At 61.7% G+C, this 19,557-nt stretch carries 17 protein-coding genes; 5 read left to right on the forward strand and 12 right to left on the reverse strand.

Features of this window, described 5'->3' with window-relative positions:
* Nucleotides 1-21 precede the first annotated feature (21 nt).
* On the reverse strand, nt 22-534 hold the full coding sequence (gene lptE, locus HNP33_RS18800; protein WP_184711312.1) for an LPS assembly lipoprotein LptE: 513 nt from the start codon (nt 532-534) through the stop codon (nt 22-24).
* A gap of 4 nt (nt 535-538) precedes the next feature.
* Nucleotides 539-3,247 (reverse strand): leucine--tRNA ligase, encoded by a 2,709-nt coding sequence (gene leuS, locus HNP33_RS18805; RefSeq protein WP_184711310.1) that lies wholly within the window; start codon nt 3,245-3,247, stop codon nt 539-541.
* Between the two features lie 296 nt (nt 3,248-3,543).
* Between leuS and HNP33_RS18810 the strand changes: the two genes are divergently transcribed.
* Complete coding sequence (locus HNP33_RS18810) at nt 3,544-4,773, forward strand: mechanosensitive ion channel domain-containing protein (RefSeq protein ID WP_184711345.1); 1,230 nt, start codon at nt 3,544-3,546, stop codon at nt 4,771-4,773.
* 25 nt (nt 4,774-4,798) lie between these two features.
* On the opposite strand, the gene HNP33_RS18815 is transcribed toward HNP33_RS18810, so the two are convergent.
* The 6 genes from HNP33_RS18815 to HNP33_RS18840 all read right to left on the reverse strand — a co-directional run bounded on the left by HNP33_RS18815 (nt 4,799) and on the right by HNP33_RS18840 (nt 10,495).
* A complete protein-coding gene (locus tag HNP33_RS18815; RefSeq protein WP_184711308.1) occupies nt 4,799-6,619 on the reverse strand; it encodes a GDYXXLXY domain-containing protein in 1,821 nt (606 codons plus the stop codon).
* The gene (locus tag HNP33_RS18820; protein WP_184711306.1) at nt 6,619-7,620 is read right to left on the reverse strand and encodes a DUF2157 domain-containing protein; all 1,002 of its coding nucleotides are present in this window, start codon (nt 7,618-7,620) and stop codon (nt 6,619-6,621) included. Before HNP33_RS18820 ends, HNP33_RS18815 begins: the two co-directional genes overlap by 1 nt.
* A 139-nt stretch (nt 7,621-7,759) precedes the next feature.
* Complete coding sequence (locus HNP33_RS18825; RefSeq protein ID WP_184711305.1) at nt 7,760-8,200, reverse strand: ExbD/TolR family protein; 441 nt, start codon at nt 8,198-8,200, stop codon at nt 7,760-7,762.
* An 18-nt stretch (nt 8,201-8,218) separates the two neighbouring features.
* A complete protein-coding gene (locus tag HNP33_RS18830) occupies nt 8,219-8,956 on the reverse strand; it encodes a MotA/TolQ/ExbB proton channel family protein (RefSeq protein WP_184711303.1) in 738 nt (245 codons plus the stop codon).
* Between the two features lie 18 nt (nt 8,957-8,974).
* The gene (gene dapB / locus HNP33_RS18835; protein ID WP_184711301.1) at nt 8,975-9,817 is read right to left on the reverse strand and encodes a 4-hydroxy-tetrahydrodipicolinate reductase; all 843 of its coding nucleotides are present in this window, start codon (nt 9,815-9,817) and stop codon (nt 8,975-8,977) included.
* 111 nt (nt 9,818-9,928) lie between these two features.
* A complete protein-coding gene (locus HNP33_RS18840) occupies nt 9,929-10,495 on the reverse strand; it encodes an outer membrane protein assembly factor BamE (protein ID WP_184711299.1) in 567 nt (188 codons plus the stop codon).
* A 100-nt stretch (nt 10,496-10,595) separates the two neighbouring features.
* On the opposite strand from HNP33_RS18840, the gene fur reads away from it, so the two are divergent.
* The 3 genes from fur (at nt 10,596) to HNP33_RS18855 (ending at nt 13,969) form a co-directional block, all read left to right on the forward strand.
* Nucleotides 10,596-11,018: a ferric iron uptake transcriptional regulator gene (fur, locus tag HNP33_RS18845; RefSeq protein ID WP_184711297.1), complete on the forward strand. Its 423-nt coding sequence runs from the start codon at nt 10,596-10,598 to the stop codon at nt 11,016-11,018.
* A gap of 139 nt (nt 11,019-11,157) precedes the next feature.
* Nucleotides 11,158-12,741, forward strand: a complete 1,584-nt coding sequence (locus HNP33_RS18850; RefSeq protein WP_233464605.1) for a DUF1800 domain-containing protein — start codon at nt 11,158-11,160, stop codon at nt 12,739-12,741.
* A 10-nt stretch (nt 12,742-12,751) separates the two neighbouring features.
* On the forward strand, nt 12,752-13,969 hold the full coding sequence (locus tag HNP33_RS18855; RefSeq protein WP_184711295.1) for a DUF1501 domain-containing protein: 1,218 nt from the start codon (nt 12,752-12,754) through the stop codon (nt 13,967-13,969).
* A 22-nt stretch (nt 13,970-13,991) separates the two neighbouring features.
* On the opposite strand, the gene hprK is transcribed toward HNP33_RS18855, so the two are convergent.
* From hprK to hpf, 3 genes are all read right to left on the reverse strand, one after another.
* Nucleotides 13,992-14,948 carry an HPr(Ser) kinase/phosphatase gene (gene hprK, locus HNP33_RS18860; RefSeq protein ID WP_184711293.1) on the reverse strand — a complete coding sequence of 319 codons (957 nt, stop codon included), beginning with the start codon at nt 14,946-14,948 and terminating at the stop codon, nt 13,992-13,994.
* 166 nt (nt 14,949-15,114) lie between these two features.
* A complete protein-coding gene (locus tag HNP33_RS18865; RefSeq protein WP_184711291.1) occupies nt 15,115-15,600 on the reverse strand; it encodes a PTS sugar transporter subunit IIA in 486 nt (161 codons plus the stop codon).
* A gap of 137 nt (nt 15,601-15,737) precedes the next feature.
* Nucleotides 15,738-16,070, reverse strand: coding sequence for a ribosome hibernation-promoting factor, HPF/YfiA family (hpf, locus tag HNP33_RS18870; protein WP_184711289.1), 333 nt, complete (start codon nt 16,068-16,070; stop codon nt 15,738-15,740).
* Between the two features lie 475 nt (nt 16,071-16,545).
* Here hpf and HNP33_RS18875 point away from each other — a divergent pair, with 475 nt between their 5' ends.
* On the forward strand, nt 16,546-17,466 hold the full coding sequence (locus HNP33_RS18875) for a phosphoribosylaminoimidazolesuccinocarboxamide synthase (RefSeq protein WP_184711287.1): 921 nt from the start codon (nt 16,546-16,548) through the stop codon (nt 17,464-17,466).
* A 221-nt stretch (nt 17,467-17,687) separates the two neighbouring features.
* On the opposite strand, the gene HNP33_RS18880 is transcribed toward HNP33_RS18875, so the two are convergent.
* The gene (locus HNP33_RS18880; protein WP_184711285.1) at nt 17,688-18,620 is read right to left on the reverse strand and encodes a LysR family transcriptional regulator; all 933 of its coding nucleotides are present in this window, start codon (nt 18,618-18,620) and stop codon (nt 17,688-17,690) included.
* Nucleotides 18,621-19,557: the final 937 nt, after the last annotated feature.

A 19,557-nucleotide genomic window follows, 5' to 3' on the forward strand; every position in this document is an offset into this window, starting at 1 on the left:
CAGTACCATGATACAGCGCCATCAATCCGTGGTGGTGACTGTCTTGACGATGGACAGGCGCCGCACGATCTGCTGCACCAGATCGGTCTGCATGTCGCGGAACAGCATCTCTTCCTCGTTGGCCTTGGACAGCGCATAGGTCTCGACGTAGCTGATCTCGCGGTATTGCATCAGCTCTGCCTCGGTCACGTAGTAGCCGCCCTTCTGGTCGCGCACCCGAAAGCGCGTGAACAGACGAATCTGCAGTTCTCGCACTTCACCCGCCGCATTGCGCGACACCACCACCCGCTCACGGCGCTGGCCGAGATCGTCGTAGATGGCATCGGCCTGCAATGCCTCGGTAGGATCGCGCAAAACCTTGAGCGAGCCCGCACCTTCCAGGTGGCGCTGCAGTTCCTTGAGGAAGGGCGAATTGGCCGCACCGTTCAAATACAGCGATTTGAAGGCGAAATCGACCGATCCGCGCAGCTTGAAGCCGCATGCCGCCAGAAGCGGCGCGCTTGCAAGGGCAGTGAGCAGCGTGCGTCTATTCATGCGCTTAGACTACCACGTTCACCAGGCGGCCCGGCACCACGATGATCTTTTTGGGCACAGTGCCCGCAGCGATCTTCTGGAACTCTTCATGGGCCAGTGCGGCAGCTTCAATGGTGGCCTTGTCGGCGCCGGCAGCCACCACGATGGAGCCGCGCAGCTTGCCATTGACCTGCAGCATCAGCTGGATTTCGTCCTGCACCAGCGCCTGCGGATCGACTTGCGGCCAGGCCGCATCCAGCAACCCGCCCATGGCTTTGTCGTAGCCCAGCGCATTCCACAACACCTGCGTGAGGTGGGGCGTGGCGGGGTACAGCGCGCGCAGCAGAATGCCAAAGCCTTCGACAGCAGCTTCGCGGCCGCCCTGGCCATCCAGGGCCTTGAAGTCTTCCAGCGCGTTGATCATCTTCATCGCACCGGAGACGACGGTGTTGTACTGCATGCGCGAGTAGTCGTATTCCACCTGCTTGAGCACAGTATGGATTTCCAGGCGCAGCGCCTTGGCTTCCTTGCTGAATTGGACGCCTTTGAGGCCATCGGCGCCCAAGGCATTGGCGCGAACAGCGACAAATTCAGGCGCATTCAGCTTGACACCGAAGTTGTACACGCGGCGCAGGAAGCGGTAGCTGCCTTCGACAGCCGATTCGTTCCACTCCAGCGTCAGCTCGGGTGGCGCGGTGAACATGGTGTACAGGCGCGCGGTATCGGCACCGTATTTTTCGATCAAATCCTGCGGATCGACACCGTTGTTCTTAGACTTGGACATGGTGCCCACGCCTTCGTAATCGATGGCGGTGCCCACGGGCAACAGGCCGTCGGCGCTTTCAACAGCCACCTTGAGCTGGGCGCCCACCACCTTGCCAGCGTCGTCAAACACCTGTTCCACATCCTTGGGCCAGAAGTATTCCTTGCCACCCTTGGCGGTGCGGCGGCTGTAGATGTGGTTGAGCACCATGCCTTGCGTGAGCAGCTTGGTGAAAGGCTCGTCCACCTTTACCAGGCCCAGGTCACGCATCACCTTGGTCCAGAAGCGCGCGTACAGCAGGTGCAGGATGGCGTGTTCAATGCCACCGATGTACTGGTCCATCGGCATCCAGTAATCAGCGCCTTCAGCGACCATGTGCTCGCTGTTCTTTGCGTCGCAATAGCGCATGAAGTACCAGGACGAATCCACGAAGGTGTCCATGGTGTCGGTCTCGCGGCGGGCGCTCTTGCCACAGCAGGGGCAGACCACGCCCGCGTGGAAGGCTTCGCTCTTGATCAGCGGGTTGCCGGAGCCATCGGGCACCAGGTCTTGCGGCAGCACAACCGGCAGGTCCTTCTCGGGCACGGGCTGCGGGCCGCAGTCTTCGCAGTGGATGATCGGGATGGGGGTGCCCCAGTAGCGCTGGCGGCTGATGCCCCAGTCGCGCAGGCGCCAGGTGGTCTTGAGCTCGCCCAGGCCCTTGGCTTCGAGCGCCTTGGCCACGGCTTGTACGCCGTCTTTGTAATGGAGCCCGTCAAATGCGCCGGAGTGGATGAGAACGCCGCGCTCCTTGTCGCCATACCAGTCGTGCCACTGCTTGCTGTCGTAGGGGCCTTCGCCTTCCACAGCCACCACCTGCTGAATCGGCAGGCCGTATTTGTTGGCAAACGCGAAGTCGCGCTCGTCGTGGGCGGGTACGCCCATCACGGCGCCATCGCCATAGCTCATCAGCACATAGTTGCCAATCCACACCTCGACCTGTGCGCCGGTGATGGGGTGGGTGACGAACAGGCCCGTGGGCTTGCCTTCCTTTTCCTTGACGGCCAGCTCCGCCTCGGTCGTGCCACCCTTCTTGCATTCTTCGATGAAGGCAGCCAGCTCGGGCTTGCCAGCCGCAGCGTGCAAAGCCAGGGGGTGCTCGGGCGCCACGGCGCAGAAGGTGACGCCCATGATGGTGTCGGCACGGGTGGTGAAGACGTACATCTTGCCGTCACCGATCAGCGCGCTATCAGCGCCCTTCACATCATGCGTGAACGCAAAGCGCACGCCAGCGCTCTTGCCGATCCAGTTTTCCTGCATCAGGCGCACCTTGTCAGGCCAGCCGGTCAGGGTCGCCTTGGGGTTGCCCATCTGCACGTGGTCGAGCAACTCCTGCGCGTAATCGGTGATCGCCAGGTAGTAGCCAGGGATTTCGCGCTTTTCCACCAGCGCACCGGTGCGCCAGCCACGGCCGTCGATCACTTGCTCATTGGCAAGCACGGTCTGGTCCACCGGGTCCCAGTTCACGGTCTGGGTCTTGCGGTAGGCCACGCCTTTTTCCAACATCTTGAGGAACAGCCACTGGTTCCACTTGTAGTAATCCGGATCGCAGGTAGCCACTTCGCGGCTCCAGTCGATGGCCAGACCCATCGCCTGCATCTGCTTTTTCATGTAGGCGATGTTGTCGTACGTCCACTGCGCAGGCGGGACCTTGTTCTTGATGGCGGCGTTCTCGGCCGGCAGACCGAACGCATCCCAGCCCATAGGCATCAAGACGTTGTAGCCCTGCATGCGCAACTGGCGCGTGAGCATGTCGTTGATGGTGTAGTTGCGCACGTGGCCCATGTGCAGTTTGCCGCTGGGGTAGGGCAGCATGGAACAAGCGTAGAACTTCTTCTTGCCTGCGTCTTCGCTCACACGGTAAGCATCTTGGGCTTGCCACTGGCTCTGCGCTGCGGCTTCAACGTCGGAATGGTTGTATTTCTCTTGCATGGAACGGGTCTGGAACAAGCGGCTGCCCACAGCGTTTGCGGGGCCATGCCCATCGGGGATTCAATGGGCCAACAATTGGGCAAAGATTGTAGGCGCATCGCCATAGCCCCGTGTGCTGCTAGTGCCGCAGCCCGCCATGCGGTTTTGGGACTGCGTGCAAAAATGCCCTACAGATACATCGCTGGCACGCGCCACGGCTGCGCCTGCCGCTCCTCTTTTGATAACTGGCCGCAAAACCGCGCCGGAAAGGATTCTTGCCTGTGACTTGGGATGCCATCAACGACCTCGACCCCTGGATGCAGACCGCAGCGGGCCTTGCTGCCCTGGTGGTGGTGGCCTATGTGCTGCGCGCGGTGGTGCGGTTTGGGCTGCTGAAAACAGCATCGCGCCTGCGCGCGGCGCCGCAGGCCACGGCATGGCTGCGCACATTGCTGGACGACCGCGTGCTCACCCAGGCTGCACAGGTTGTGCCATCGCTGGTCATCCAGACCGGCATCGGCGCGGTAGCGCATTTGCCATTGATGGTGTCCACCGTGGTGCGCAATGTCGCCATTGCAGTGACCGTGCTGCAAGTGGCGCGCCTGCTGATGGCCGTGCTCGATGGTGTGCAGCAGCGCAACGAAGACCGGCTGCACACCGACCAGAACACGCGCTCCATCAAGAGCTATGTGCAGCTGGGCAAGCTGCTCATCACGCTGGTGGCGGGCATCGTGATGGTGGCCGTGCTCATCGACCGCTCGCCCCTCATCCTGCTCAGCGGCCTGGGCGCCATGTCTGCAGTGCTGATGCTGGTGTTCAAGGACACGATCCTCTCCTTTACCGCCGGGGTACAACTGGCCGGCAACGACATGCTGCGGGTAGGCGACTGGCTGCAGATGGACCAGGTGGGCGCAGACGGCGCGGTGGTGGACATGGCGCTCAACACCGTTAAGATCCGCAACTGGGACAACACCATCACCACCATCCCCACATGGCGGCTGATGAGCGACAGCTTCAAGAACTGGCGTGGCATGTCCGAATCCGGCGGCCGCCGCATCAAGCGCAGCCTGCGTATCGATACGGAAAGCATCCGCTTCCTCTCCGAAACCGAGATCGGGGAGCTTGGCCGCATCCAGCTGCTGGCGCCCTACCTGCATAGCAAGGTGGAGGAAATCACCGCCTACAACCGTGATTTTTCCACCCAGGCACCGGACATGGCCGATGAAGTGGTCAACCTGCGCCAGCTCACCAACATCGGTACCTACCGGGCCTATGTCAACCAGTACCTGCGCGCGCACCCCAGGCTCAGAAAGGACATGACCTTGATGGCCCGGATGATGGAGGCCACGGCCGAAGGCACGCCGCTGGAGGTATATGCCTTCACCGACACCACGGCCTGGCAGGAATATGAAGCCATCCAGGGCGACATCTTCGACCACCTGATGGCCATCCTGCCGGAATTCGGTCTGCGCGCCTTCCAGTACCCATCAGGCTCCGACGTGAAGATCGCGCTGCGCCTGAACGAAGTGCGGGCCTTGGACAGCTGAGTTCCGAGCAAACCCGGCAGGCCCGCTATTTCACCTCTGGCACGGCGGCGGGCTCGGCATCCGTAGTGACGGGGGCCTCCACCAGTTCGGCCTCCGTGGATTCAGTGCGGTTTGAAGCCGGAGCAAGCTCCCAGATGGAGCGCACCGGCAGTGGCTCCATCACGCGGCCTTCGCTGTCGGCCAGCCCCACCAGCAAGGCACGGCCATCGGGCAGCACACGAAAATCGCCAAACTTGGCGGGTGCAAAATGCGCGCCCTGCCCTTCGGGGAAGAAGTAGGCATCCGTCACCAGCCCCCAGCGGCCCTTGAGCTGCTTGAGTGGCAGAATCACCTCGCCCGGCCCAGGCTGCGCACCATCTCCTGCCAGAGCAAGCACCGTGGCAACGCCTTGTGCATCCACACTCGCACGCACCCGCTGCACGGGGGCCAGCACGTTTTCCAGGCCCTCGCTCACCTCTTGCGGCAGCGAAAAGTTGAGAGCCATGTAATCGCCCTGCATCAACGAACGTGGATCGACCGGCACCAGCGGCACCAGAATGCGTTGGCCGTGGGCAATCACCTGCTCCTTGCCACGCACATCCCAGTTCACCAGGCCAAACACCAGCACCGCCCCCACCAGCAGCCATGCCAACTGGCCCCTGGCGGATGGCTCGCCCCCCACCGCGCCCTGGTTTGCCTGCACTGTGACCGTTGCCCGGCGCAACAGCCACAGGCCCAGCAGCAATGCAGCCCCCAGCACCGCCAGCCCCAAACCTTTGACGGCCAGGGGCCAGCCCAGGTAGTAGTAAAACTGGCCCAGCAGAAACAGCGCAATGACTGCGCACAGCACGGCAATGCGCCAGCGCGCACCCAGCAGCGCGCCGGCGGCCACCAGCGCCACAACAGCCAGGCTGGTGCTGAACCAGGCAGCCGCAGCCAGCAGCGCGCCCGCCAGGTACAACAGGGCCTGCAACCGGCCGCCAGAAGCGTCCGCACCCTCTGCACGGTTCGGGGCTTCCGCCACGCCGCGCGACTTCCAGGTTTGCACCAGCAGCACTGTGGCCAGCAAGGTCGCAGCTACGGCAATGCCCCGGCCCAATATCCACGCGCTTGTGACCACATCACCCCAACCCGGCGCATCCGCATCTGAGACACCAGCCCAACTGGTCAGCCACCACCAGCGGCCAAAACCCCACAGAGCAGAGCCCAGCACGCCCACCACGGCAGCATCGGCAAACGCCGCCCAGCGCGGATGCGACCACCACTGATGCGGCTGTGCCAGCCGCGTGGGCTCGGCACGCAGCCACCACCACCACAGGGCCGCCAGCAACAGACTGCCCGCCTGGAGACTCCACAGCACCGGCACAAAACTCTCCAAGATGCTGAGAAATGCATACGCAGCCACCGCCCAGCACACGCCCATGACCGATTGGATCCAGCGCGCCTGCGCCAGCCAGGCCCCACCGATGGCCCAGCCAGCCGCAAGGGCGCACAGCAAAAGCGCTCCGGAGCGCGAATCGAACAGCGAATCGCCCAGATTGAAAACCAGCAGCCCACCCCCCAGTGCCCACAGGACCAGAGCCACGCAATTGACAAAGGCCTGCGTGTAGCCGCGCAACAGCCAGCCGCCAACGGCCAACGCCAGCGTACCCGTCACCAGGCCGCCAGGGCCCAGCAGAAAGCGCTCACCCAATCCCAGCGCAAAAAAGATACCGAGCGGCAGCAGGCAGACCAGCGCCCCCAGCATGGCTAGGCCAATCAGCAGCGGACCTGGCTCGTGGGTATCGTCAATGGGCGCATCGCTGTGCACAAGACCTTGCTGGCGGGCTGCCGCCCACCATGCGGATGAAGATCGCAAACCAGCCATCACACCACCTCCCGTTCTGCCGCAGGCAAAGCGCGCATGCGCTGCTGCACTGCAATGAGGCCCCGCACCGAGCCACCCAGGCAAACCAAGGCGATGAAGCCAAACACCAGCAAGGCCTCCAGATCACTGCCGTTCGCCAGCCAGCGCGCCACCAGTGCCAGCACCAGCACATTGGCGGCCAGCGCCGCGAGACTGACGGCCACAAAGTCCTGAAACCGGCCATACAGCGACACCAGCAAGACGGCTGCCACCAGCGCGGCAGCCAGCACCCAACCCAGCGCGGTGTGCTTGGCACCAAACCCGAATACCTGAACCACGCCCATGCCTGTCCAGGCAGCCAGCGCCAGACCCAGTGCCGTGCGGTGCGACCACCAGGCCATGCCTCCACGCACCCGCAACCGCGGAACCAGTGACACCGCCACAGGCACCAGAGCCAGGCCCAGCCACAGCGCCATGCGCAGCAGCAGCTGTGGCAGGTACTCCTGATCCAGAAAGAACACGTTCCATATATCCACCCTGCCCGACCAGGTGACGACGCCAGTGGCCAGCACCAGCACCCACACCGTCCAGAGCACATCGCTGCGCGCAAGGCCTACCCAGATCAGCGACAGCGCCGCCCACACGGCAAACAGCTGCCAGGCATCTGCGCCGGTCTGGTACGTCTGGCCCACATACGCCAAGAGCCCGCCCAGCGCCAAAGTGGCACACAGAAGCGCTGGCACCCTGGCCCGCGGCCAGACACAGGCTGCCAGCACCGACAGCGCCAGTGCCCCCTCGATCAGGCCCAGCTTGAACAGGCGGGACTGCCCCTGCCAGTTGGCAGCCACCCAGAAGATCAGCCCGCTGGCCAGCAGCAGCGCAGCCACCAGCATCAAACCCCAGCGCACACGCCGGGCCAGGGCCTGTGGCGCACCGGGCGATACCGCCAACGCATACAGCCGGGCAGCCTTGCCGTCGCCGGGTGCGGCCTGCGCGGCTGCTTGGTAGAGGCTTGAATCCATCACTACTCCTCGTTTGGGGACGCATCGATCATGCAGCAGCACTGTAGCCAATGCCATCCATCGCCCGCACATAGCGCAGGCAAGTATCGATTACCGATACCGGCAGGCGATGCAGGTGCTGCCTGCGCGAACAAGAATATCAGCGGCCGTGCACGGCGGGCGAAGCTGCTGCCGGCTGCGCCACAAAGCCCATGCGGGTGAGGCCTGCGGATTGCGCGGCGTCCATCAGCTCCACCGCACGTGCATATGGCAGGCTCCGGTCAATGGACAGCTGCACCTCGGTCTGCGGATTACGTTCGGCCTGCTGCTTGAGCAGCAGCCTGAGGGCCGCCAGGTCGGTCGCCTTGCCATCGGCAAACAATTCGCCTTTCGCGTTCATCTGCACGGCGATGGCTGCGGGGGGGTTGTCGGCGGTCGCACTGGCGGCCTTGGGCAGATCCAGCCGGATGGAGGCCGCCAGCAGGGGCGCTGCCATGATGAAGATCACCAGCAGCACGAGCATCACATCGACCAGCGGCGTCACATTGATCGCGCTGATGGGCGGGTGACTCGCGGGTTTGCTGAAGCGTCCAAATGCCATGGCTGTGCCCGCGCCGCGTCAGCGGCTGCCCACGTTCGCTATGTAATCCATAGCCGTTTGCGGTGTAGGGATAGGCGCTACGGCCGCATTGGGCTGCGCCACCTGTTGCAAAGCCCAGGTTTGCATGTCGTGGGCAAAACCTTCGAGCTGCTCTTCTACCTGCGCCACCTTGCGGCCCAGCAGGTTGTAGGCCAGCACGGCGGGCAGCGCCACGGCAAGGCCTGCGGCCGTCATCACCAGTGCTTCGCCCACCGGGCCAGCCAATTGCTCCAGGCTCACATGATCGGCCCCGGCCAATGCAGCCAGCGCGTGGTGAATGCCCCAGACCGTGCCCAGCAAACCAACAAAGGGGGCCGTGGCACCAATGGTGGCCAGCACCGTCTGCCCCCATTGCAGGCGGTGGCTGGCCGATTGCAGCACCTCGCGCAGCAGGCGCGTGGTTTGCACCAGCGCGCCACTGGCCACCGCCAGGCTGTGCTGCGCAGCGGGAATACCGCCAACAATGTTTTCAATGGCATCCACCGCAGGCGTGATGAGCGCTGCGCGGTCAAAACCCGGCAATTGGGTGCGCGCCTGCTCCCAACTGCTGGCCTGCCAGAATGCGCTGGTGGCGCGTGCGGTATCGCGCTGGGCGCGCGACAGCCACCAGGCCTTGTAGAGAATGAGCACCCAGCTGGCAACCGACATGATGAGCAGCACCACGGCCGTGCCCCGGGCCACGCCGTCCGCTTGCGAAAGCCATTGCCATGTTGTCATGTGCCGCTCCCCGCAGGCTTATGAATTCAGGCCCAGCACGTCGTACATGCTGTGCAGGCCGCGCTTGTGCTGTGCCAGATAGCGCGCCGCACGCAGGCTGCCCTTGGCGTAGCCCGCACGGCTGCTGGATTTGTGGGCGATTTCGATGCGCTCGCCATCGCCTGCAAACAGCACGGTATGGTCGCCCACGATATCGCCGCCGCGCACAGTGGCAAAACCAATGCTGCCGTCCACGCGCGCGCCGGTGTCGCCATAGCGCTCATACACTGCGCGGTCGGCCAGCTTGGTGCCCTGGGCGGCGGCAATCACCTCGCCCATCTTCAGTGCCGTACCGGAAGGCGCATCCACCTTGTGCTTGTGGTGCGCTTCGATGATTTCGATGTCATAGCCGCCATCCTGCAGCGCCTTGGCTGCCATCTCAAGCAACTTGAAGGTGACATTGACGCCCACGCTCATGTTCGGAGAGAAAACGACGGCCGTCTTCTCAGCCGCCTGGGCAATCTGCGCTTTCTGCGCGTCGCTGAAACCGGTGGTGCCGATGACCACGCCCACGCCTTTTTCAGCTGCCACGGCCAGATGGGCCAGCGTACCCTCGGGGCGGGTGAAGTCGATCAGCACATCGGCATTGGCGAGCGCCTGACCCACATCGGCCGTCACGACAACCCCGGTGGGCTTGCCCAAAAAAGCACCTGCATCGGTGCCCAGGCTGGGGTTGCCCGCAGCATCCAGCGCGCCAGTCAGACGCAGGTCGGGGCTGGCCAGCACGGCGTCGATCAGCATGTGGCCCATGCGGCCGCTGGCGCCAGCAATGGCAACGCGGATGGCAGATGGCGCGGAAGTGGCGGTAGCGGTGGCAGTCATGAAACGGTTCCTGTGGCGCGGGCGGCCTGCCCGCCCCATCGCCTGATTATCAATAATTTTTGCCCACCAACGCCCGCCCTGCAAGCGCCAGCAGCTATCAAAACAGTTGCATCAACGCGGTGCGGATTCGAGCGGCGGGTAACTATCAGGTGCCGTAGCGTTGTTGGTGTTTGTGGCAGGGGCGGGTTCTGCCTCGGCGGGCTTGGCCTCGTCCTTCTGGTACTTGGCCAGCTCTTCAGGCGTTGCCTCAAGGCGCGGCACCTTGGGGTTCTTGATCGAAGTGGTGACCGATGCAACAAACTCCTGCTCGCTCGGCATCTCGTCGCCTTCGTAGCGTTCCAGGCCCGAATCATCAAAGAAGACGGTAAAGCGCCTCTCCTGCTCCGGCACACCCTTGCGCTTGATGGTGAAGACGTAATCCCAGCGGTTGGCGTGGAACACGCTGGTCAGCAGTGGCGTGCCCAGCATGTCTCTGACTTGCTGGCGGCTCATGCCCTTTTGCAGGGCGTCCACCTGCTCCTTGGTGATCACATTGCCTTGCACCACCTCCACCTTGTAGGGCGTGATGGAGTCGGCAAACTTGCGGCTGGCCTCATTGAATGAGCCGCAGGCGGCAACACTGGCGCCCAAGGCGAGCAGCGCCGCCATGCGGACGCCGGAACGAACAAATTCAGGCATGGTTATAGACATAGCGATATGATCGGCCATTGTAGCGGCTGGTCTCCGGGCCTTCTCCAGAAGCCCGCATCCTGCGCGGGCAAACTTGAAAGACCTTGTTATGAAGAACATCGACGAACTCAAAAGCACCGGCCTCAAGGCAACCCTGCCACGCCTCAAGATCCTGGACATCTTCCAGAACGGCTCCCAACGCCATATGACTGCAGAAGACGTGTTCCGCGTGCTGCTGGAAGAGCGCTCCGACATCGGCTTGGCCACCGTGTACCGCGTGCTCACCCAGTTCGAGCAGGCGGGCATCTTGATTCGCAGCAACTTTGAAAGCGGCAAGGCCGTCTACGAACTGAACGAAGGCCAGCACCACGACCATTTCGTCTGCACCAGCTGCGGCAAGGTCGAAGAGTTCTACGACGCCGAGATCGAAAAGCGCCAGCAGTCCATTGCCAAGAGCAAGGGCTGGGTGGTGCACGACCATTCGATGGCCCTCTACGGCCAATGCGCGGACTGCGCCACCAAGGCCAAGTAAGCAGGCTCCTTTTCGCCCCCTGCCCAACCCGAAGCGAAGCGCCCAAAACGCTTCGCTTTTTTACGTTTTGCATACATAGCTTTACAGCAGCGCGACAGGGGCAAGGCACCATGGCATCTCTGCAGCAGGATCCTTTCCCATGCGCATCTACCGAATGCTCTCCTTCAGCGCCGCCGCCTTGGCCAGCGCCCTGTGGCTCACTGGTTGCGCCTCTCATCAGCCCCCACACCCTGGCGCAGTCAGTGGCCAGGCGGTGGTGCCTGATGCGCCGCTGAGCGCCGCCCAACGCCTGCAGTGGCTCGACCGCGTGACCTGGGGCGCCAGCGACAGTGCCGATCAGCGCCTGCAGCGCCTGGGCCTGCACCGTTGGCTGAACGAGCAACTGGCGCCTCAACAACCAGCCTTGCCTGCCGATGCGCAGCAACGCATTGCAGCGCTGGAAATCAGCCAGCGCAGCATGGCCGATATCCAGCGCGATGTGGCCTCGCAACGCCTCGCCGTACGCAACGCAGCTGACGAAGGCGAAAGCACCCGCCTGCGCCAGGAAGTACAGCGCCATCTGAACCAGCTCGCTGCCCAGGCCCAGCAACGCCAGGTACTGCGCGCCCTGTACTCGCCAGCCCAGCTGCAGGAACAAATGACCTGGTTCTGGATGAATCATTTCAACGTCAGCACCCGCAAGGGCGAAACCCGGCTATGGATTGGCGACTACGAGGAGCAAGCCATCCGCCCCAATGCGCTGGGGAACTTCCGCTCCCTGCTGGAAGCCAGCATGCGCCACCCCGCCATGCTGCTGTACCTGGACAACGCCAGCAACGCCAAAGGCCACATCAACGAAAACTACGCCCGCGAGCTGCTGGAGCTGCACACCATGGGCGTGGGCAGCGGCTATACCCAGGCCGATGTGCAGGCCATGGCGCATGTGCTGACGGGGGTAGGCTTCAGCACCCGCGACGCCGATGCGCCGCCACCCCGGATGGCGCCCGCGCTGCAGGCCGACTACCGCCGCCAGGGCTTTTTCGAGTTCAACCCCAACCGGCACGACTATGCGCCACAAGTCTTCTTAGGGCAGCCGCTTCGCGCCAAAGGCTTGGCTGCAGTCGATGAGGCGCTGGAGCGCATCGTCGCATCGCCTGCCACCGCGCAATTCATTGCCCATAAGTTGGCAGTGTTCTTCATCAGCGACAACCCGCCACCAGCCCTGGTGCAACGCACTGCAGCCGCCTTTACCAGCAGCCACGGCGATATCGCTGCCACCTTGCGCAGCCTGCTCACGGCGCCACAGGCCCTGGAACAGCAAGGCCAGCGCTTCAAGGATCCGATGCATTACGTGCTGGGTGCCGTGCGCCTGGGGTATGACGAGCGCGTGGCCAGCGACGTGCGCCCGGTGATCGGCTGGATCAACCGCCTGGGCCAGCCCCTGTACGGCCACGAAACGCCGGACGGCTATCCCGTATCACAGTCGGACTGGGCCAGCTCCGGCCAGATGGCCGCGCGTTTTGACGTGGCCCGGCAGATTGCAACACGCAGTGCAGTCGTTTTCCGCACCGACCCCAAGGCGCCGCTTGAGCAGCCGCCCTACCCCGACCTGGCGCAGCGGACCACGGCCCAGGCCCGCGTGGCCCACTGGAGCGCTGCAACACGTGCCGCGCTCGCGCAAGCGCGCAATGTGCAAGACTGGAACACCTACTTTCTCTCCGCCCCCGAAATGATGGTTCGCTGACGAGGTACGCATGCAAAGACGCCACTTTCTCTCCGCTGCAGCCAGCGTGCCGCTTGCGTTCAGCCTGGCGCGTGCGCGCGCCGCTGCACCGCGCAGCGACACCCCGCGGTTTCTGCTGGTGTTCTTGCGCGGCGCCTACGACAGCAACAGCCTGTTGGTGCCCACGCACAGCGATTTTTACTACGCCGCGCGCCCCACGATTGCCATCGCGCGCCCGGGTGAAGCCAATGGCGCACTGCCGCTGGATGCGCGCTGGGGCTTGCACCCGGCCATGGAAGGCAGCATCCTGCCGCTCTTTCAGAGCAGGCAGGCCTGCTTTGTGCCATTTGCAGGCACCGATGACCTCTCGCGCAGCCATTTCGAAACCCAGGACTCTATCGAACTGGGCCAACCACTGGATGCACACCAGAGCCTTCGCACCGGCTTCATGAACCGCCTGGCCCAGCTATTGCAAGGGCGCAGCGGCACTGCGCCCATGACTCCGATGGCATTCACCGCGCAACTGCCGCTGTGCATGCGCGGGCCTGCGCGCATCGCCAATACGGCCCTGGCAGATATTGGCAAAGGCAGTGTCGATGCCAACCGCAGCCGCACCATTGCCGCCATGTATGCCGGCACGCCGCTGGCGCCCGCCGTGAATGAAGGCTTTGCGGTGCGCGATGCCGTGCTGCGCGGCATGCAGGAAGAAATGGACAAAGCCGGGCGCGATGCCATCAGCGCCAGGGGCTTCAGCCTCGTGGCGCAACGCATGGCCACCCTGATGCGCGATCAGTTCGATCTGGGTTTCATCGACGTGGGTGGCTGGGACACGCATGTGAACCAGGGAGGCGCCAGCGGCAACCTGGCCAACCGGCTGGATGACCTGGGCCGCGGCCTGGCCGCTTTCGCACAGGAGATAGGGCCAGAGCCCTGGCGCCACACCGTGGTGGCGGTGATCAGTGAATTTGGCCGCACCTTCCGCGAAAACGGCAACAAGGGCACAGACCATGGCCACGGCACCGCGTACTGGCTGCTGGGCGGCAGCCTTTCCGCACAGGCTGGCGGCCGTATCGTGGGCGAGCAGATGGAGGTGAGCGAAGCGAATCTGTTCCAGAACCGCGACTATCCGGTACTCAATGAATACCGCAGTGTGCTGGGCGGACTGTTTGCACGCATGTATGGCCTGACGCCCGCGCAGGTGCAACAGGTGTTTCCGCAGGCCGTGGTCAAGGATTTGCGGCTGGTGTAATGCAGGCCAGACTGCGAAAGGCCTACAACTCGCGTCCGCTTGCCATTGCCTTGCGGTGCCGGTCCACAAACTCCTGGTAGGTATCGATCCCGCGCAATTGCAGGATGGTGTTGCGCACGGCCGCCTCCACCAGCACGGCGATATTGCGGCCCGCCACCACCTGGATCACCACCTTCATCACTGGAATGCCCAGTACATCCTGGGTCAGCGGCGCCGAGGGCAGGCGCTCGTAATCGCGCTCCATGGTCTCCTTGCGCACCAGATGCACGATGAGCTTGAGCCGCATCTTGCGGCGCACAGCGGTCTCGCCAAAAATGGCACGGATATCCAGAAGGCCGATGCCCCGCACTTCCAGCAGGTTCTGCAGCAGATCCGGGCACTTGCCCTCGATCGTGGTCTGGTTGATGCGGTACAGATCCACCGCGTCATCGGCCACCAGGCCATTGCCGCGCGTGATCAGCTCCAGTCCGAGCTCGCTCTTGCCCAGGCCCGATTCGCCCGTAATCAGCACGCCCATGCCCAGAATGTCCATGAACACACCATGCATGGTGGCGCGGTCGGCAAAATGCTTGGACAAGTAGGCGCGCAGCACGTCAATCACGAACGCCGCGGACTCCTTGGTTGCAAACATCGGAATGTGCGCACGCTCGCACATGGACAACAGCTCATCGGGCGCGCCCTGTCCATCGGCCAGTACCAGAACCGGCGGCTCCAGCGTGACGATGCGCGCAATGCGGCGGCGGCAGTCTTCGGTGGTGGAATTGGTGAGATAGGCGATTTCTCGCTCTCCCAGCACCTGGGCACGGTACGGATGGATGTAGTTCAGGTAACCAACCAGATCGGCGCTGGAGCGCGCGCTGCGCACGGCCACTTCGTCAAAGCGCCGCTCGGACGCGCCCAGCCCCGCCAGCCACTCCCACCGGAGCGAAGAGCGGAACTCCTCAAACAACACATCAGCGCTGACGACATTGGGTTTCACCGTACTGCCCTTTCAAAACCTGTGTGCAAGGCGACGGGCACGCCGCCCGCTCATATTGCAGATTGAAAGCGTAGCAGGAAAAGCCACAACACCAATACAAAGCGCACCCAGGGTGCGCTTTGGTACTGAATGACAGATGGGCGAAAAGCGCCCGCTGAATGCGCGCTTACGCGTGCGCGGTCGTCGACGAATGGGCCGACGATTGCCAGGAGGCAATCAACTGGTGCAATTGCTCGGCGTTGGTGGTGGTTTTCATCTGCTCACGCAAGCTGGCGTTGGAGAGCAGCTCGGCGATTTCGCCCAGGATTTCAAGATGCTGCTGGGTCGCCGCTTCGGGTACCAACAGAAAAATCAGCAGATGGACGGGTTGCTCGTCAGGGGCATCGAAGCCAATGGGCCGCTCCAGCTGAAACACTGCTGCCATCGGCGACTTGAGTCCCTTGATGCGACCGTGAGGAATGGCAACGCCATGACCCAAACCGGTGGAGCCCAGGCGTTCACGCGCAAACAGACTGTCGGTGACCAATGCACGCGAGAGTCCATGCAAGCTTTCAAACAGCAGACCGGCTTCTTCAAACGCGCGTTTTTTACTGGTGACATCCACGCTCACTAGCACTTGAGCTGGGGGCAAGATAGAGGCAAGACAGTTCATAGTGAAGTGCGGCAATAAGGCAGGCAACCAGGAGCGTGATCAAACGAACGCAGCAACACCTTGATGCAGGTGTTGCTGCACGTATTATCGGTCAGTACTCAGACAGATTCCTTTTTTCCTCTGCAAAAGCCGAGGGTTTACGCCATTGCTTGCCGCAAAGCATCGCTGTAGTGAGATTGAACACGTTGCTTGTGGCGGCCCACCATGCGGTCAAGCCGATCCACCAAAGCATCTACCGCAGCATACAGATCATGGTGGGAGCACTGCACACACAGTTCATCGCCCTTCACCCGCAGATTGCACACTACACGCTGCCGTTTCTCCTTTTCCTTCTGCTTTTCCACCGAAAGTAAAACCTTGGCATCCACCACCTGGTCAAAGTGCCGCGTAATGCGGGCCAGCTTTGCTGTTACATATTCGCGCAGCGCCGGGGACACCTCCAAATGGTGTCCGCTGATCGTCAGGTTCATGAATAAGTCTCCTTCTGCAAATCGAGAAAAGTGCCTCAGATTGCCAGCAACCCAAGCCACCCAAAGGGGGAAACACATGCATGCGTAGAAACCATGATGCGCCCTGACCTACAAAATTGCAAGCCTATGACAACCCATCGAAGTAGGATTCTTGCTGTTTGCTGACAAGCAAGCGCGCTCGTTTTGTTACAAATACTGCGCACCGCTCCCAAATTTGCAGCCCGAATGCCCTGTGCAGTGGCGCGCTGCGGCGAATTGCCATTTTGCGGTGCACGGCAAGGCAACATGCGGCCGCACGTAGGCCCCTACGTGTTTTACCAATCGGTAAACCAATACTGCACCGCGAAAGCAGACATAGGCCGCGCAGACCAAGCCTGGCGAGGCATGGCGACTACAATTCCGAGCTTGCCCTCCGCAGCGAGCCTGCGCGCCTGCCATGCGCGCGGCGGGTGCCCGTCCATTGTTTTGCATCACCATGACCCAGTCCGTACCTTCTGCATTGCATACCTCCAAGCTCCACTCCCTGCCCCTGTTGGCCCGCGGCAAGGTGCGCGACAACTACGCTGTCGGCAGCGACCGCATCCTCATGGTCGCATCTGACCGGCTCTCCGCGTTTGACGTGATCATGGGAGAGCCGATCCCTGGCAAGGGCGCGTTGCTGACGCAAATGGCGCTGTACTGGTTCGATAAACTGGGCGACATCTGCCCCAACCATCTGACGGGAGATGCGCCAGAATCCGTCGTGCAGCCCGATGAAGTGGCGCAGGTCACCCACCGCTCCATGCTGGTCAAGCGCTTGAAACCCGTGCCGATTGAAGCCGTCGTGCGCGGCTACCTGGCTGGCAGCGGCTGGAAGGAGTACCAGGAATCGCAAGCGGTATGCGGCGTCCAGCTGCCCCCTGGCCTGGTCAACTCCGCCAAATTGCCCGAACCCATCTACACGCCCGCAGCCAAGGCTGAGGCAGGTGAGCACGACGAAAACATCACCTTTGAGCGTACCGTCGAAATCGTGGGCCCCGAACTGGCCGCCCAGATCCGCGACCTGAGCATCGCCATCTACAAGAAGGCAGCAGCGATCGCCCTGGAAAAGGGCATGATCATTGCCGACACCAAATTCGAGTTCGGCCTGGACGAAAACGGCAAGCTGGTGTTGATGGACGAAGTACTGACGCCCGACAGCTCTCGCTACTGGCCCGTGGAAGGCTATGCCGATGCACTGGCCCACGGCACCAACCCCCCCAGCTATGACAAGCAGTTTGTGCGCGACTGGCTGGAGCAGGCCAAGGTGAACGGCAAACCCTGGGACAAGACCGCACCTGCCCCTCGCCTGCCTCAGGAAGTGATTGAAAAGACTGCAGCCAAATACCGCGAAGCACTGGAGCGCCTGACCGCATGATCCTAGTGAGGAGCGCGCCGCCCTGATCGAAGAAGGGGGCCGCGTTCCCATGGGGTGTACGCACCATTGCCAAGCTCATTGCTGAGCTATCCGATGAGCCCAGCAATGCATTGCGGTATCTGCGGGCCACACCGCACAGTGGAAAAAAAGCGGAAGCGGCGGCGAATACGCTCAGGATTGCGGAGTTCCCGCACCTCAACGCCTCCAGCAATTGCGAGGTTCTACGCCACCTTCTTCATGTGCATGCACAGGTATTCCCAGCAATCCTGCACAATGGGCCGGCGCGTTCCGGGCGGGCATTTGCGCGTCGCCAGGCTCACATATCGGGACAGTGCAGGCGATTGCGCCTTGAGAGTCACAAACCCTCTGGCCAGATAGCTGGCTTCATACAGACTGGACACCAGCCCTACGAACATGCCTGTCTCCACCATGGCGTACAGCGATTCGATATGGGACACCGATTTGACGAAGGCAGTGTCCGCGTCGCTTTGCTCCATCGAGTGCATGATCATCTGCTGATGGTTATTGTGTGACAGCATCACCAAAGGATGATCCCGCAGCTCTATCCATTGCAGGGGCTGCGCCTTCGCCAGTGGATGACGCACGCTAACAATGGCCACGATCTGCTCTTGCGCAATCAGCTGCGTCTCCAGCGCCTCTGACGCAGTAAAGCCCAGTCCAAGTCCGATATCGACCTCTCCGTTCTCCACGGCCGTCGCCAACAGGTCATCGCTCATATCGGTCCAGTGGAGCATGGCCATGGGTCGAGCCCGCTGCCACTGCATGATCGACAAGGCCGCCAGCTGTGCAGCGGCAGGTACATAGGCAATGCGCACCATGTCTTCGCCTCGTTGCAGCATCTGCTCGATGCCCTGCACACCCAGCAGATAGTTGCTCAGCATCCACTCGATCTGTGGCCGAATGGCCTTGCCAGAAGCTGTCAACTGCACGGATCGGGTACCGCGGTCAAACAACTTGGCCCCAACGACAGATTCCAGCTCCTGGATCGCAGATGTGAGCGCCGGCTGGCTCAGCGACAGAACAGCGGCTGCACTTCTGAAATTGAGGTGGCTCGCCACTTCCTTGAAGTATGCCAATTGCCGGGGCGTGGGCCCGTAGAGGCGGCTTCGCCTCGCGTTTTTATCTTCAGTCATATCAGCGCGCGGCAAGAAAGACACGACGGGCAATCGATCGAGGGAATCGAACGCCTGCTTGACCAACTGAGCCCATCACAAGCCCGGATGGCAAATCGCGCCTCAGAGTCCCACCAACAATTACGCACTCCGACTCGGGACTGAGGGCATCACGCAGATATGGCATATATCCAATAGAGGCACAGCGTCCCATTTGATCTTCAATTGCTTGCATTCGCGTCTTAATTAGTTTAATTAAACAATTAATCTACATCACCGATCAATAATCGATTATTTAAAATTATTGCGATTAACAAATCAAGTTAGCAAGTATCGAATCTTCAGTTCAAGATATTTCACATTCTCTGCATCTCAAAAATAAAATTAATGAAAATTTTCCCAAGGAATTTTCATATTTTTCAATCACCTAGATTAATCTTTAAAAAATTAATTAAATCGCATTGAATGCATTGTTTTTATAATTTATAGAATGCCATCAATGCAAATTCACTCAACACACCCTACCGACCAATACCGATCAGACACGCTACAGCTCTCCAATTTATTGCAGGTAGAATTTTCATGATTTATTTTTGATAAACATCAAAATATTTAGTTCGAGATACATGCGGAATATTAATTATTGTCCTCGCGTTTATCTATATCAATGGAAATTCTATTTAGAGTCGCTGAACGCAGCCCAGCAAATCACAGATTTGCGGTTGAGACGTGGCGCCGGGCCGCGTCAGGCCGGACCACGTCAGGCCGAGCCACAGGCAACAGACGTACGACAAGGCTGCGCGCCCCCGGCTCGGCGCCCCCGGCTCGGCGCCCCCGACTAGGCGTCCCCAACGAAGCAACGGCGTATCAAGGGTTGTGTTAGGTTCTATGTTTTGCGTCAAGCGACTTTCGGCAATAGTTGCTCCGGATTAAAGGCGGTCTGGCCTCTCCAAATTGC

The organism is Comamonas odontotermitis (genome assembly GCF_014207855.1).
In the GTDB taxonomy this organism is placed as follows: domain Bacteria; phylum Pseudomonadota; class Gammaproteobacteria; order Burkholderiales; family Burkholderiaceae_C; genus Comamonas; species Comamonas odontotermitis_A.

Excerpts from the sequence above, each read along its gene's own strand:
- lptE (WP_184711312.1), bottom strand. The coding sequence starts at position 534 with ATGAATAGACGCACGCTGCTCACTGCCCTTGCAAGCGCGCCGCTTCTG.
- leuS (WP_184711310.1), bottom strand. The coding sequence starts at position 3,247 with ATGCAAGAGAAATACAACCATTCCGACGTTGAAGCCGCAGCGCAGAGC.
- HNP33_RS18810 (WP_184711345.1), top strand. The coding sequence starts at position 3,544 with ATGCAGACCGCAGCGGGCCTTGCTGCCCTGGTGGTGGTGGCCTATGTG.
- HNP33_RS18815 (WP_184711308.1), bottom strand. The coding sequence starts at position 6,619 with ATGGCTGGTTTGCGATCTTCATCCGCATGGTGGGCGGCAGCCCGCCAG.
- HNP33_RS18820 (WP_184711306.1), bottom strand. The coding sequence starts at position 7,620 with ATGGATTCAAGCCTCTACCAAGCAGCCGCGCAGGCCGCACCCGGCGAC.
- HNP33_RS18825 (WP_184711305.1), bottom strand. The coding sequence starts at position 8,200 with ATGGCATTTGGACGCTTCAGCAAACCCGCGAGTCACCCGCCCATCAGC.
- HNP33_RS18830 (WP_184711303.1), bottom strand. The coding sequence starts at position 8,956 with ATGACAACATGGCAATGGCTTTCGCAAGCGGACGGCGTGGCCCGGGGC.
- dapB (WP_184711301.1), bottom strand. The coding sequence starts at position 9,817 with ATGACTGCCACCGCTACCGCCACTTCCGCGCCATCTGCCATCCGCGTT.
- HNP33_RS18840 (WP_184711299.1), bottom strand. The coding sequence starts at position 10,495 with ATGCCTGAATTTGTTCGTTCCGGCGTCCGCATGGCGGCGCTGCTCGCC.
- fur (WP_184711297.1), top strand. The coding sequence starts at position 10,596 with ATGAAGAACATCGACGAACTCAAAAGCACCGGCCTCAAGGCAACCCTG.
- HNP33_RS18850 (WP_233464605.1), top strand. The coding sequence starts at position 11,158 with ATGCGCATCTACCGAATGCTCTCCTTCAGCGCCGCCGCCTTGGCCAGC.
- HNP33_RS18855 (WP_184711295.1), top strand. The coding sequence starts at position 12,752 with ATGCAAAGACGCCACTTTCTCTCCGCTGCAGCCAGCGTGCCGCTTGCG.
- HNP33_RS18865 (WP_184711291.1), bottom strand. The coding sequence starts at position 15,600 with ATGAACTGTCTTGCCTCTATCTTGCCCCCAGCTCAAGTGCTAGTGAGC.
- hpf (WP_184711289.1), bottom strand. The coding sequence starts at position 16,070 with ATGAACCTGACGATCAGCGGACACCATTTGGAGGTGTCCCCGGCGCTG.
- HNP33_RS18875 (WP_184711287.1), top strand. The coding sequence starts at position 16,546 with ATGACCCAGTCCGTACCTTCTGCATTGCATACCTCCAAGCTCCACTCC.
- HNP33_RS18880 (WP_184711285.1), bottom strand. The coding sequence starts at position 18,620 with ATGACTGAAGATAAAAACGCGAGGCGAAGCCGCCTCTACGGGCCCACG.